12 protein-coding genes are annotated in these 14591 nt (G+C 42.9%); 1 reads left to right on the top strand and 11 read right to left on the bottom strand.

Features of this window, described 5'->3' with window-relative positions; all coding sequences use genetic code 11:
- Positions 1-25: 25 nt before the first annotated feature.
- Complete coding sequence (locus BET01_RS05685; protein WP_243117133.1) at positions 26-1588, top strand: class I SAM-dependent methyltransferase; 1563 nt, start codon at positions 26-28, stop codon at positions 1586-1588.
- 73 nt (positions 1589-1661) lie between these two features.
- Here BET01_RS05685 and BET01_RS05680 read toward each other — a convergent pair whose 3' ends face one another.
- From BET01_RS05680 to argB, 11 genes are all read right to left on the bottom strand, one after another.
- Positions 1662-2369, bottom strand: coding sequence for a response regulator transcription factor (locus BET01_RS05680; RefSeq protein ID WP_120195810.1), 708 nt, complete (start codon positions 2367-2369; stop codon positions 1662-1664).
- A gap of 2 nt (positions 2370-2371) precedes the next feature.
- Positions 2372-5065: a sensor histidine kinase gene (locus tag BET01_RS05675; protein ID WP_120195980.1), complete on the bottom strand. Its 2694-nt coding sequence runs from the start codon at positions 5063-5065 to the stop codon at positions 2372-2374.
- A 45-nt stretch (positions 5066-5110) separates the two neighbouring features.
- Positions 5111-5668, bottom strand: coding sequence for a K(+)-transporting ATPase subunit C (kdpC, locus tag BET01_RS05670; protein WP_120195809.1), 558 nt, complete (start codon positions 5666-5668; stop codon positions 5111-5113).
- 13 nt (positions 5669-5681) lie between these two features.
- The gene (kdpB, locus tag BET01_RS05665; protein ID WP_120195808.1) at positions 5682-7739 is read right to left on the bottom strand and encodes a potassium-transporting ATPase subunit KdpB; all 2058 of its coding nucleotides are present in this window, start codon (positions 7737-7739) and stop codon (positions 5682-5684) included.
- A 14-nt stretch (positions 7740-7753) separates the two neighbouring features.
- Positions 7754-9439 (bottom strand): potassium-transporting ATPase subunit KdpA, encoded by a 1686-nt coding sequence (kdpA, locus tag BET01_RS05660; protein WP_120195807.1) that lies wholly within the window; start codon positions 9437-9439, stop codon positions 7754-7756.
- Positions 9436-9525 carry a potassium-transporting ATPase subunit F gene (locus BET01_RS22485; RefSeq protein WP_120195806.1) on the bottom strand — a complete coding sequence of 30 codons (90 nt, stop codon included), beginning with the start codon at positions 9523-9525 and terminating at the stop codon, positions 9436-9438. The genes kdpA and BET01_RS22485 overlap by 4 nt, the downstream gene beginning before the upstream one ends.
- Positions 9526-9866: 341 nt before the next feature.
- Entirely contained in the window at positions 9867-10712 is an 846-nt protein-coding gene (locus tag BET01_RS05650; RefSeq protein WP_120195805.1) for a bifunctional 5,10-methylenetetrahydrofolate dehydrogenase/5,10-methenyltetrahydrofolate cyclohydrolase, read from the bottom strand.
- 17 nt (positions 10713-10729) lie between these two features.
- Positions 10730-11362 (bottom strand): cyclodeaminase/cyclohydrolase family protein, encoded by a 633-nt coding sequence (locus BET01_RS05645; protein WP_120195804.1) that lies wholly within the window; start codon positions 11360-11362, stop codon positions 10730-10732.
- A gap of 69 nt (positions 11363-11431) precedes the next feature.
- Positions 11432-12316 (bottom strand): helix-turn-helix domain-containing protein, encoded by an 885-nt coding sequence (locus tag BET01_RS05640; RefSeq protein WP_120195803.1) that lies wholly within the window; start codon positions 12314-12316, stop codon positions 11432-11434.
- A gap of 173 nt (positions 12317-12489) precedes the next feature.
- Positions 12490-13689 (bottom strand): aspartate aminotransferase family protein, encoded by a 1200-nt coding sequence (locus BET01_RS05635; RefSeq protein ID WP_120195802.1) that lies wholly within the window; start codon positions 13687-13689, stop codon positions 12490-12492.
- Positions 13679-14575, bottom strand: a complete 897-nt coding sequence (gene argB / locus BET01_RS05630; protein WP_120195801.1) for an acetylglutamate kinase — start codon at positions 14573-14575, stop codon at positions 13679-13681. The genes BET01_RS05635 and argB overlap by 11 nt, the downstream gene beginning before the upstream one ends.
- Positions 14576-14591: the final 16 nt, after the last annotated feature.

The raw sequence follows: 14591 nt of genomic DNA, 5'->3' as shown, positions 1-14591 counted from the left end.
AATAAAAAGCAAAAAAGGAGATTTTATGAATAACCAGGTGGAATCTTTAAAAAACTTGAAAGCACTTCAAGAAGAAGCAGCCAAAGACAGCCGTGATTATAAGGTTTATTATAAATTAGGAGACTATTACAAAGATCAAGGGAATGTAAGGCGGGCGTATTTAAGCTATATCCACAGCTTGTACCTTGGAAATGAGAAGGAAGATGTCATTCATGTATCAAAGGAAATTGATCGTATAAAGAAAGAGACACCGGAATATGCGCCTCAGGTATCCATTCTCATCCCAGCCGTTCCCATGCTGGCACAGATGAAAGCGATATTATCTGCTACCCTTGCTTTAAAAGAGGACTCCAATGTAATTGTCCTTCTTGACTGGGAAGAATCAAAAGAAGTCACCGACTGGCTAAAAGAAGTAAAAGACATCACCTTATTATCCGTAAAAGGACTCACTTCCCAAAAGGCCTATGAAAAGGCAGTAAGCTTAACAGGGGATGGAGATGATCTCCTCTTATTGGATAAAGGTTCCGCCTTATTAAACCATGCCTTGTATCATCTTCGTATTTCACTTTATAGAGATGACGAGATTGGTGCGGTTAATGCCGTTACCAACGGACCTGCCTATGATCTTACGGAGTTTGAGACTCCAATCAAAAGAGCTGACGGATATGCCATCGAACATAATCTGCCAGGGGATGAACACATGGATCCATTGCTTGTACCCTCTTGTGGAAGCGTTCTGGTCAAACGAACCTGCTGGGATGAGATCAATGGCTTTGACCCTTCCTTTCTGACTCTGGAGGTGGCAGAAAAAGATCTCAGTTTTCAGCTTATTTCTATCAAGAAGCTGACGTTTGTATGTCACCACGGCTATGTCTATACTTTGGTTCAACCTCAGAATAATCCAGCCAGACTTTTGGACTACAACTACTTTCATATTAAATGGGATGTTCGCCTGAATTACTCCATGTTTAGCCGCCCCGAAATTCTTGCTCTCATCACCGATCCTACAGACACTCCCTTAAAGGTTTTAGATGTGGGCTGCGCCTGCGGAGCTTCTCTTTTGTCTATAAAAAATAAGTTTCCGGCATCAGAGCCTCACGGCATTGAACTGGACCCAGGCTCATGGGGAATTGCCTCTAAGCTATTTCCGGTGACACAGGGGAATGTGGAGCAGGATTTAGACTACCCCAAGGAATATTTTGATTATATTATTTTTGGAGATGTGCTGGAGCATTTAAATCAACCGGAAGCTGTTCTGGTCAATATGAAACGCTATTTAAAACCAGGTGGTATGATTCTTGCAAGCATTCCAAACATCATGCACATTTCCGTAATTGGTGATTTGTTAAACGGAGCTTTTACCTATCAAGACAGCGGAATTTTAGACCGGACTCATCTACGCTTCTTTACAAAAGGGGAAATTATTAAGATGTTCGCACGTGCAGGGTATGAGATTCTTGATGTGGGCAATACCAGAGTATGGGTCAGTGATGATCAGATGCACTTAATTAATAAGCTATGTGCTTTGAGCACCAGCCAGACAGATGCATTCCTTGCATACCAGTACCTGGTAAAGGCCAAAAGATAGGTTCCCTTCATCTAACAATAAGGGCGTATTGCAAGTCTAACGTTTTATCGTCAGGTTGCAATACGCCCTTATGTTATTCTCCAAGTTCCTCTACCATTCGGTATCCAACCCCCATCTCAGTTAATATATATTGAGGATTTCCGGGATTGGCTTCTATTTTCCTTCGAATGTTTGCCATGTTTACACGCAAGGTATGGCTTTCATCCGTATAGATCCCCCAAATCTCACGAATGATAAAATCATGAGTTAATACTTTACCTGCATTCCTGGAGAGCAGTACCAGTATCTTATATTCAATGGGAGTGAGATGAATGGGCTCTCCTTCCCGAAAGACGAGACGCTTACTATAATTGATTTCAAGATTTCCCACTGTAAATTGATCTACTTCCTTGCCTCTTAAACTAGCTGCCTCCAAGCTGTGGCGCATGGCGGTTCGTATCCGGGCAAGAAGTTCCGGTGTGCCAAAGGGCTTAACAATATAATCATCTGCTCCTAGATCAAGAGCAGCTACCTTCTCCCGCTCATGACCTCTGGCTGACACAACAATAATTGGAATCTTAGACCAGCTTCTAATATTTTTTAGTATTTCTACTCCGTCCATATCCGGAAGACCAAGATCCAAAAGAATGATATCAGGAATATGGGAGGTAAACAGGGACAGGCCTTCTTTACCTGTTTTGGCTTTTATAACCTGGTAATTATTCGAAGTTAATACAGCCGAAATGAAGTTGCTGATTGCCTCTTCATCCTCTATGATTAAAACCGTTGGTTTGATATCCATTTTCATTCACTTCCTTTCAATGGCAGAGTGAGACGAAATACCGCTCCTTTGTCGTCTCTGTTTTTGGCAGTTAACTCTCCTCCATGGGCATTTACAATTGTTTTACAGATGGAAAGGCCAATTCCAAGACCTCTTGCAGAATCAGAACTCTTGGTCCCACTTGGTTTATTGCCTGAAAATAAATAAGGAAACTCCTCATTTGAAATCCCGTTTCCCTGATCCATCACAAAAAATTCAGCTCGTTCTCCATTTTTCTTTAGATGAAGTTCCACAGGGGTGTCATCAGGAGAATATTTGATTCCATTTTCTAAAAGATTGATTAAAACCTGTACGATCAGCGTACCGTCCATGGGAACCTCTAAATATTCTTCTGGGACGATTACCTTGATTTCCCGATGAGGGAATCTATGCTTTATTCTGCTTACCGCTTCTCCTACCACTTCCTCTGCTGCTTCTGGATTAGTTACCAGATTTGATGCATTCTCATTAATTCTTGTAACTGAAAGTAAGTTTTCCACCATGCGGATTAGCCACTGGGATTCCTCTTGTATGTTGGCAATGAGACTGTTTCTTGTGGCTTCGTCAAGTGGGTGTTTGTTTTCTAAGATAGCGGAACTGGAGCCCAAAATACCGGCAAGCGGGGTACGAAGATCGTGGGAAATGGCCCGCAAAAGAGTACTTCGCATTCTTTCCTTTTCTGAATCCAACATGATTTTGTTCTGCTCATCGGAAAGCTTCTGTCTCTCCAGGGCCATGGCAGCCTGTGATGCTATCATGCGCAAAAACAGGCGGGTATCGTGATCTAACTTCCCTTTTAGACTGGATATCCCCCATACAGCAAGAACCTTTCCCTGTGAGATAACTGGCATGTAGAAAGCAGCAGCTCCCATTAAGGTATCTGTTCCTGCTCCTGCACGTTTTTGATTCAAGAATACCCAATGTGCCACTGCCTTTTCATCTGGTGAATTTAAAATGGAAGCGTCAAAATCATCTGGAGCCTGCATTACGTATCCATCTTCTCCATGCTCAGGATCGATCGTAAAAAAAACAATAGAGCAGTCAAACAACCTGATGATATAGTCATTGGTAAGGGCAACTATTTTTTCAAGACCCCTTGTAGCCAAAAATCCTTTATTAATCTCATAAAGCACCTCTGTGCGGTGCTCCCGCTTTACAGCCAACTTCGCTTCCGACTTAATCCTTACAGTCATGGTACTTGTGATAAAGGCCACCAAAAGCATAATGAGAAATGTAAGTGGGTAGCCGGATTGAATGGCAGCTAAGGTAAAATAAGGCTCGGTAAAAAAGAAATTAAAGGTTAAGACGCTGATGACAGATGAAACAATACCATACACATACCCTTCCGTGACCCTTGAAATCAGAAGTACGGAAAAAATATAAACCATAATAATATTCTGGTTCAAAATATTAAGACGATGAAATCCATAGGACAGCAGGGTGGCTAGCACTAAAATAGAAAGCGTCTTAATGGAATCCCCCCAGGATAAATGAAGGGATTCACGATTCAAATTTTTTCTTGGCTTTTTATATTTACGTTTTCCTGGGTTCCCTGGGATGATATGAACTTCAATGGTCGGCAAAAGTGAGATCAGTTTGTCTTCAAGATCTGTCTCAAACAGACTTTTCAGTGTCTTTTTATTCCTGCTTTTGCCCACCACGATATTAGTAATGCCAGAAAGCTTCGCATATTCTGATATGACAACAGCAAGGTCGTGCCCAGTCAGGTTTACAATTTCAGCCCCAAGTGTTTCTGCCAGCTCAACGTTTTCCTGAATTGTCTTTTGCTGCTCCTTTGTTAGCCTTTCCCCTCTTGCATCTTCCACATAAAGAGCTGTGAAACTTGCGTGAAAGGCATCCGCCGCCCGGGCCGTCCACCGGATACATTTGGCAGAGGAGGGAGAAGGACCGATACAGACAAGCATTTTTGTATTTGCCATCTTATTGGATAAACTTCTCTGGCTTTGGTTATCCAGGCTGATCTTATCAGCCGTGCATCTAAGGGCAATTTCCCGCAGAAGCCTTAAGTTTTCCCGGGTAAAGAAGTTCTGAGTCGCCGTTTTGGCCCGCTCAGGCCGGTAAATCTTTCCACCTTCAAGTCGGCGCAAAAGCTCCTCCGGTTCAATATCTACCAGTTTTATTTCCTCTGCACGGTCAAAAATATGATCTGGGACGGTTTCCTGAACCCTGATATTTGTAATGTTCTCTATTACGTCATTAAGACTTTCCATGTGCTGGACATTCACAGTGGTATAAACATCAATTCCTGCTGCCAGCAGCTCTTCAATATCCTGATACCTTTTTTTATTTCTCCCGCTTTCTCCGTTGGTGTGCGCCAGTTCATCAACCAAGATCAGTTCAGGCTTTCGCCTCAGTGCTTCATCTAAATCAAATTCCTTTAATTCTATATTTCGGTATGACACAGTTTTTGGCAATAACAGCGGGAGGCCCTGAAGCTTTCCCATGGTCTCAGGGCGGGTATGTGGTTCAATATAACCAACTAAAACATCCATTCCGCTTCGGAAACGATCCTGGGCATCGTCAAGCATGGCATACGTTTTTCCAACGCCAGCGGCATACCCAAAAAATATTTTAAGCTTCCCTGCTGGCTTCGTCATCTGGGACTGAATATTCTCTAAAATTTCATCCGGATCTGGCCTCTGATCATTCTTATCCATTCCTGCTTCACCACCTTTATTCAAGAATCATACCACTTTTTTAAATTATAGCAATCCATCCAGAGCTAAATTCACCTTTAATACATTGACGGCAGGTTCTCCGATGAACCCTAGAAACCGACCACTTGTATAATCCTTTATAATATTTCGCACCTCATCCTCTGTCATTCCCCTGGCCTTTGCAATCCGATTTACCTGATATTCGGCTGCCTGTGGCGTGATGTGAGGATCCACACCGCTTCCTGAGGCAGTGACTAGATCCATAGGAATATCTGAGGGATTGCCGGGATCAAAGGAATGCCACCAATCAATCCGTTCCTGAACCAGCTTTTTTTCTTCCTTGCTGACAGGAGAGAGATTTGTGACTCCAGCCGGCCTTCCTATTAAATATTCCGGTTCTTTAAAGTCTTGGGAAATCAGCTTAGAACCATATTCCTTTTCCGTTCCATCCTTTTGAAGAATGGTTATGATGCTGCCATTGGCCTGAACTGGAAACAAGATCTGGGATATTCCTGTAATGACAGCAGTATAAAGCATGCCACACAATATTGTCATAATGCCAAAACATACAAGTGCGGGTTTTAATTCTTTCAATCGTTTCATCGTTTCACTCTCCTTATACCAGACCACTGGCAGTCAGAAGCATATCTATCAGCTTAATTGCCAGGAAAGGGGCGGTTATTCCGCCAAGCCCATAGACCAGCAGATTTCTTTTTAGTAGCTTGCCAGCAGGCAGTTCACGGTATTTTACTCCTTTTAATGCAAGTGGAATCAATGCAATTATGATGACTGCATTATAAATGATTGCAGAGAGCATGGCACTTGACGCACTGGTCAGTCTCATAAAATTAAGGGTTGAAAGCTGTGGATAGATGCCAAAAAACAGCACCGGAATAATGGCAAAATATTTTGCAACGTCGTTTGCTACGCTAAATGTGGTCAAGGAGCCTCTGGTCATTAACAACTGTTTTCCAATCCGCACAATGTCGATAAGCTTTGTTGGGCTAGAGTCTAAATCAACCATATTACCAGCTTCTTTTGCAGCTTGAGTCCCTGTATTCATGGCAACAGCAACATCCGCTTGGGCCAGTGCAGGAGCATCGTTTGTTCCATCTCCTGTCATAGCTACTAAATGTCCCTTGGCCTGATACTCCCTAATGAGGGCCAGCTTTGCTTCTGGTGTCGCCTCTGCCAGAAAATCATCCACTCCTGCCTCTGCAGCAATAGCCGCTGCAGTCATTGGATTATCGCCTGTAATCATAATGGTTTTAATTCCCATTTTTCTCAGATCTTCAAAACGTTCCTTTACCCCATTTTTCACAATATCCTTTAGGTGGATTACGCCAAGCACCTGGCTGTTTTTTACCACAACTAGAGGCGTTCCACCAGATTGGGCAACCCGCTTTACGATCTCGTCACATTCTTTTGGGTACTTGCCACCCTTTTTTAAAGCATACTCTTTTACGGTATCTGCAGCTCCTTTGCGGATTTCATTTCCCTGAAAGTCAATTCCGCTCATTCTTGTTTTTGCTGTGAATTCCACGAAAACTGCATCAAGCTTTGAAAGCTCTCTTCCCCGCAAGCCAAATCGCTCTTTTGCAAGCACCACGATACTCCTCCCTTCTGCAGTTTCATCTGCAAGAGAGGAAAGCTGGGCCGCATCGGCAAGTTCTTGTTCTGTTACTCCGGAAACCGGCAAAAACTCACTGGCCTGGCGGTTACCTAATGTAATGGTTCCTGTTTTATCCAGCAATAATACATCCACGTCTCCAGCGGCTTCAATGGCACGGCCGCTCATAGCCAGAACATTGGCCTGATTTAAACGGCTCATTCCAGCGATTCCAATAGAAGAAAGAAGAGCTCCAATTGTGGTAGGGGCAAGGCAGACGAGCAGGGCGATCACATTGGTTAGGGAAATAGCCGCACCAGAACCAGCCTGCTTGCTTGCAAAATCAGTAAAGGGCAATAAAGAGGCCGTTACTACAAGAAAGATAATGGTTAGGGTAATCAAAAGAATCTGTAATGCAATTTCATTTGGCGTTTTCTTTCTAGATGCTCCTTCCACCATAGAGATCATCTTATCTAGAAAGCTTTCACCAGCTTCTGCCGTAACCTTAATAACCAGCCAATCAGACACTAGGGTCGTTCCCCCGGTAACTGCGCTCCTGTCTCCACCGGATTCACGGATCACGGGAGCCGATTCCCCGGTGATGGCACTTTCATCAACGGACGCTGCCCCTTCTATGACTTCTCCATCCATGGGAACCTGCTCATTGACTTTGACGTATACGATATCGCCTTTTTTCAGGGAACTTGAAAGGACCTCAGTATAATCCATCATATTGGAGACCGTTTTCAACTTTTTGGCCTTTACATCTTTTCTTGCACTGCGCAGACTGGCTGCCTGAGCCCGCCCCCGTCCCTCTGCAATGGATTCAGCAAAGTTGGCAAACAATACGGTAAACCAAAGGATTAATGCGATGGCAAGAGTATAGCCAGCCCTTTCGTCTTTGATTCCTAAAAATGAGAGTACATAGAATGCCGTGGTCAGTATTGCGCCTAAGTAAACCACAAGCATCACTGGATTTTTTACTTGTATACGGGGAGACAGTTTTATAAAGGACTGCTTCACCGCATCTGCAAAAACACTTTTATTGATACGTTTTTTTTCCATTTTATCACCTTCTGTTATCTTGAAGTAACGAAATCAGCAATGGGACCAAGCGCCAGAGCAGGTAAAAAGCTGAGCGCACCTACAATCAGAATCACTCCGATTAAAAGCCCGATAAAGGTTGGATTGCTTGTGGACAAGGTTCCTTCACTGACGGCAATGGTCTTCTTTTTGGCCATATTTCCCGCAAGGAATATGGCTGCCCCTATGGGGATAAAGCGGACCAAAAGCATGATGATCCCGCCTGTCACATTGGTAAATACCGTATTTGCGTTAAATCCGGCAAATGCGCTTCCGTTGTTATTTGCCATGGAAGAAAAGGCATAGAGGATTTCTGAAAATCCATGAGCGCCTGAATTTGTCAGCCAGGAAGCTGCAAAAGGCATACTGACAGCTACGGCTGTTCCAAGCAAGGTTAAAAGCGGAGGAGTCAGAACGAGTAAGCACACCATCTTCATATCAAATGGCTCCACCTTCTTTCCTAAATACTCTGGAGTTCGACCCACCATCAGCCCTGCTATAAAGACCGTCAGGAGCACGAAGGCCAACATTCCATACAAACCGCTTCCCACACCTCCAAATACAATCTCTCCAAGCTGCATGAGAAACATGGTCACCAGTCCTGCCATGGGAGTAAGGCTGTCATGCATTGCATTTACAGAACCATTTGATGCAGCCGTAGTTGCTACAGCCCATAGCGTAGATCCTCCCACGCCGTGAATCACTTCTTTCCCTTCCATACTGCCAGAAGAAATTGCCCCATTTAACATAGGGCCAGTCAACTGTTCGCTTGCGGTTGCAGCAATCAAAGCGGCTGCAAAGAAAATCAACATGGCAGCATAAACGGTACGTCCCTGCTTTCCATCCTTTACTGCCTTCCCAAAGCTTACACAAAGAGACGCTGGAATCAGGAGGATGGATAAGACCTGAATGAAGTTCGACAAAATCGTAGGATTTTCCAGGGGAAATGCTGAATTCATACCAAAGAAACCGCCTCCGTTTGTTCCAAGCTGCTTAATTGCTATCTGACTGGCTGCCGGACCTAAAGGTATTACCTGGGCCTCCCCGCTTCCAAAAGAGGCAATCTCTTTATATTGGCTGAAAGTCTGAACAACTCCCTGAGAAACTAAAAGCAAGACTACTACCATAGAAAGAGGGATCAGAACATAGATTACAATTCTAGTTAAATCCGCCCAAAAGTTTCCCAGCGTAGTTTTCTGTTTTGCAGTAAAACCTCTGATCAGTGCAAAAAGGACCGCGATCCCAGTAGCAGCCGATACAAAATTCTGAACCGTAAGACCTAAGAACTGGGTCAGGTAAGACAAAGTGCTTTCCCCTGAATACGCCTGCCAGTTTGTATTGGATATAAAGCTTGCTGCTGTGTTAAAAGCCAAGTGCCAGCTTGTTCCCCTCATCTTTTGGGGATTCAATGGTAAAAAACCTTGTAACATCAGCAAAAGGAACAGGAAAACAAAGCCTGCAACACTAAATAAAACTACGGAATAAGCATACTTCTTTGCACTCATTTCCTCCTGACCATCTGTTCCCATCAGCTTATAAATCTTTTTTTCCACCGGAACAAGCAGAGGACTTAAAAACACCTTTTCTCCACTCATTACCTTATAGATATAATTGCCCAGGGGAATGGATAATCCCATCAAAACAACGATATAAAAAACATCCTGCATAATCATATACTTCATAATTCATCACCTCGAAATAACACGTAGAACAAATAAATCAGCAAGGCAAGCCCAATGATGCCTGCTGCAATTAAAATAATACCCATCTTATCATCTCCCTGTTGCATCCTTTATTTGCTACCGATTTTCAACGATGGGTATCATCCACCACTGAATCATGCAAAGCATTGATAAAACAATGACTAGAATTAAAAGAATCAATCCAAACAAGTCCTTCACCCTCTCCTCTTAAGCATTCCTCTTAAGCATTCCTCTTAAGCATTCCTCTAATGCGTTTAACTTCCTTACATTTGTAATTTTATCAAAAATAAAATCAAAACGGTGTCAAGATGAAAACAATCCATGTCAAAAAGTTGGCAAGAAAAAAAGAGTTTGTTTCGGTTCCTGTTACAAAACCAAAACAAACTCTTTTCCTGTTTTTCCTATCTTAATGTTCTGCTTGTGACAATGCCGCCATAACAAGATGTTTTGCAAGCACAGCGGTTGTAACTGCACCTACACCTCCAGGTACAGGCGTTGCCATAGAAGCAATTCCTTCCAGAGAATCAAAATCCACGTCTCCGCAAAGCTTACCATTGTCATCTACGTTAATTCCTACATCAATAACAATGGCATCCTTTCCAATGTAGGAGCCGTCAAGCATCTTTGCCCGTCCTACGGCTGCAATTATAATATCTCCATTTTTGCAGGTATCTTTTAAATTTTCCGTACGGGTGTGGCAAATGGTGACCGTAGCATTCTCTTTTAACAATAACATGGAAAGCGGGCGTCCAACCACCATACTTCTGCCAACGATGATGACCTTTTTTCCAGTCAAGTCAATGTCATTGGTTTTTAAAACCTCAACCACTGCTTCAGCCGTACAAGGTGCAAATCCTGATTCTTCTCCTGCAAAAATCTTGGCAATGTTATAGGGGGATATTCCGTCTAAATCCTTTTTGGGATCAATCATCTGCTCGATATCTTTTTCCAGGATCTGACTTGGCAGGGGACGTAACAAAAGAATTCCCTGTATTTCTGGATTTTTATTAATCTTTGAAAATTCTCTTTTAAAGTCTTCATCCGAGATATCACAGGGGAATGAAAAGCTTTCTGCCAAAAGACCGAATGCCTCCATTTTTTTTAATGCTCCCCGCTCATAAGAAAGATCATCAGGCCGTTCTCCTACCCTTACGATTGCAAGCTTAGGCTTACTTCCAGTAATCCCCTTATAAAGCTCATCCACCTGTTCTTTGATTTTAGCAGAAACTTCTGCTCCCTTTAATGTTATCACGGCTTTTTCTGCCTCCTTTATTCTGTCTTTAACGCCGCTTCTACCTGCGTATAAATAGTATCTGCCAAACGGATTGCTTCTTCTGAAACAGACTGAGCCCTAGCATTTAATTCTCTGGCCTTTTCTCTTTGGATCATGGTTTTCGTGTTAATATACACATTCATTTTAGCTCCCAGAATGGAAGCACGGATCATCTGAACCCCTACTCCCACATCACTGACTGCCAGACGGCTTCCTTTTTCACCTAAAACCTCTAAAAGATTTAACGTTTTTAAGCAAAGCTCCATAACAGAAAGGGGCACCAGTGCCGCTGATACAAGGAGGTCTTCCAGGATAGCTTCTTTCTTTTTCTTATCCTCTTCCGTAGTAGCAGGGAGTGAATAGGCGGCAGCAAGAGGTGCAAACACAACGGCATCTTCATCGGCAAGTCTTAAAAATTCCTCTCTCATCTGGGTAAGAGTCATAAGAATCGACTGCATCTCTTCTTCCACATCAGCATACTTCTTTTTCCCCAGTGTTAAGTTCACTACCATCTCACCAAGAGCCGTTCCAACTGCGCCAGCAAGGCCAGCCGCTCCACCGCCTCCTGGAGTCGATTTTTTCGAGGATAGTTCTTCTAAGAAGGAAGAAACCGTAAAATCCTGTATCATTTGTTCATACCGCCTTTCAAACTGAAAATTTATTTAACATTATATAAGGCTTTTTGAAAAAACACAAGGTTAACTTGAAAGGTGTTTGAAAGAAAGATCATCAAGCTCTGCTCGCAGTCTGAGATCTGCGTACTTTGCTGCAAGAGGGGAAAAGATTCTAACGGTCTCTTCTGCTCTCTTCTTCCAAGTAGAAGGATCTACAAATTCTATGGTCCGCATATTGTGAAGGCGATCTGCCAGCGCAACCAATGCACCATTGTCATCGGTACATTTACCTGTTTTCTTAAATTCCTGGAAGGCATCTAAGATGTCTTTGATTCTTCCCCCTACTTCCAAATCCACTGCATCGTGAATAAGTCCGGCGCAAACAGTTTCAAAGTCTGCTCCCATGTCAGCTAAAATAATAGAGACATTGATCGGATGGGTAATATATTCTTCTCCAGAATAGCGTTTTTGATTGTAATGGTACTGGGACGCTTTCGCGTATAGGTTTCTCAGTTTTTCCGCTTCATATTCTGTACCATTCTCTTTTAATATATTTAAAAGTATTGCAAAAAGCTCTTCTGGTTTCTTATTAAGTTCTGTTTGTTTGATTGATAATCCCATTGCTTCTCCTTTCAATGAGACATCACGGATATGAAAGGCTCTTAACAATACGGGAGAATAGCCGAATTGGCTGATAAAAGCTTTGGCAAAGCCACCATGGGTTTCCCAGCCGTAATCAAGAGCCACATCTAAGATCCTATAGCCTTTGGCAATCTCTCCGGCTGCTGCCAGCAGACGCCTTTGCTTTAAATATTCCATAGGAGATACTCCCACCTTTTCCTTAAAACACCGGGAAAAATACCAGGGAGAGTATCCTGCCCATGCACTCAAGGCTTCCACTGACAGATCATCTTTTAAATGCTCATTGATATACAGGGTGCATAAAACTGCCCATTCTCCATGTTTCATTCCGCTGCCTCCTGTTATTGGTTTCCCACGTGGTAACCTGATTATAGCAGAATGAAACATGGTTCGCTGCTCCAAATATGTTTTTTTTGAATAAATAGACTTTTAGAAAAAAATTATAATTAAGATAAAGAGTTATTAAACTTTAAATATATTGATAGAAAGAAGATGAATTCTTACTCACAAGTTTTTAATACTGACTCCAGTTTTAGAATCATGGCATCTACATGCTCTTTCTCTATCACAAGAGGTGGCACTAGTCGGATAATATTGGCCCCTGCGCTGATTATAACAAGTTTTTCCTGAAAAATAGCTTTCTCCACAATTGGTGCCACCGGTATTGAAAATTCAATTCCCTGGATTAAACCAACTCCCCTGTGTTCCGTAATGACTGGATATTTGGAGGCAAGCTCTTCTACCTTTTCCCAAAGATATTCTCCAATCTCTTTCACGTGTTCTACGATATTACGGTTCTCGAACAGTTCTAAAACTTTTGCGGCGGCTGCCGTCACAAAAGGATTGCCGCCATAGGTGGTTCCGTGGTCACCCGGGGCCATAGCAGTAGCTGCCTTACCTGATGCTAAAAAGGCTCCAATGGGAACGCCGTTACCAAGGGCTTTTGCTGTCGTCATCACATCCGGTTTTACCCCGTATCTCTGCCAGGCAAACATAACTCCTGTCCGTCCCATTCCGCATTGAATCTCATCTAGAATAAGAAGCATATCGTGTTCATCACACAACGCTCTTATACCTTTTAAAAATTCTTCGGTGGCGGGATAGATTCCTCCTTCTCCCTGAACCGTCTCCATGATAATGGCACATGTCTTTTCATTGACCTGAGCTTTCACACTTTCCAGATCATTAAAATCTGCAAACTTAATTCCTGGAATGAGGGGCTTAAATGGCTCCTGGTATTTATCATTTCCAGTTACGGAAAGAGCGCCAAGGCTTCTTCCGTGGAAGGAATGGTTCATGGCTATGATCTCATGGTCATGACTGTGATCCTTATTATAAGCATATCTTCTGGCGATTTTTAAGGCTCCTTCAATGGCTTCTGTTCCGCTGTTGGTGAAAAACACTTTATCCATCTGTGAGACCTTTAAAAGACGTTCTCCGGCCTCTACAACTGGAACGTTATAAAACAGATTTGAGGTGTGAAGCAACTGATCCACCTGGGATTTTAAGGCATCGTCAAACTCCTTGTCATGGTATCCAAGACCCATAACTGCAATTCCCGCTGCAAAATCAAGATACTGATTACCATCGGTATCGTAAAGAGAAACCCCTTCTCCATGATGGAATACCACAGGAAAACGGTTATAAGTCTTATAAATATTTTCTTCTGATTTATCAATATACTCTTGTTTACTCCGCATGATAGAAACGCTCCTCTCCTGAACTAATGATAGCAGTTCCGATTCCTTTGTTGGTAAATATTTCAAGAAGAAGGCAGTGGGGGATACGTCCATCCATGATATGTACTCTGGATACGCCTTCCTTCATGGCATCGATGCAGTTTTGCAACTTTGGGAGCATGCCACCTCCAAGCGTTCCACTGCTTACAAATTCTTCTGCTTCCTCAATGTGCATTTCAGAGATCAGGGATTCTTTATCTTTAAAATCCCGGTAAACCCCCTCCACGTCCGTCAAAAAAGCCAGCTTCTCCGCTTTTACGGCAGTTGCTATTGCACAGGCTGCATCATCGGCATTGATGTTATACGTCTTAAAATCCTCATCAAAACCAATGGGACAGATAATGGGCAGAAAGTCCTTCTCCAACAAATCATAAATGATCTGAGGATCCACTTGCGTAATCTCTCCCACGTATCCGATGTCCTCACCGTTAGAGAAACGCTTTTTGCATTTTAACATCATGCCATCTTTACCGCTGATTCCAACCGCTTTGGTTCCAAGCTCGTTGACAAGCTGCACTAGACTTTTATTTACACGGTTAAGAACCATTTCAGCAATTTCCATGGTCGGCTCATCGGTTACACGAAGACCACCCACAAACTGTGGTTCCATACCAGCCATTTCTGCCCATCGGCTGATCTCCTTACCTCCTCCATGGACGATAATCGGTTTAAATCCTACCAGCCTTAATAATACCACGTCCTGGATAACCTGTCGTTTCAGTTCTTCATCTACCATGGCACTGCCGCCGTATTTTACTACAATAATCTTTTTGTTGAATCTTTGGATATATGGTAGGGCTTCTATGAGTACTTCTGCCTTTTGCATGATGCTTTGATCTAATTCCATAATGTTTTCCTTCCCT

It is taken from the genome of Lacrimispora algidixylanolytica (assembly GCF_003609635.1).
Classification (GTDB): Bacteria; Bacillota; Clostridia; order Lachnospirales; family Lachnospiraceae; genus Lacrimispora; species Lacrimispora algidixylanolytica.
This window is presented reverse-complemented; position numbering and strand designations above follow the sequence as displayed.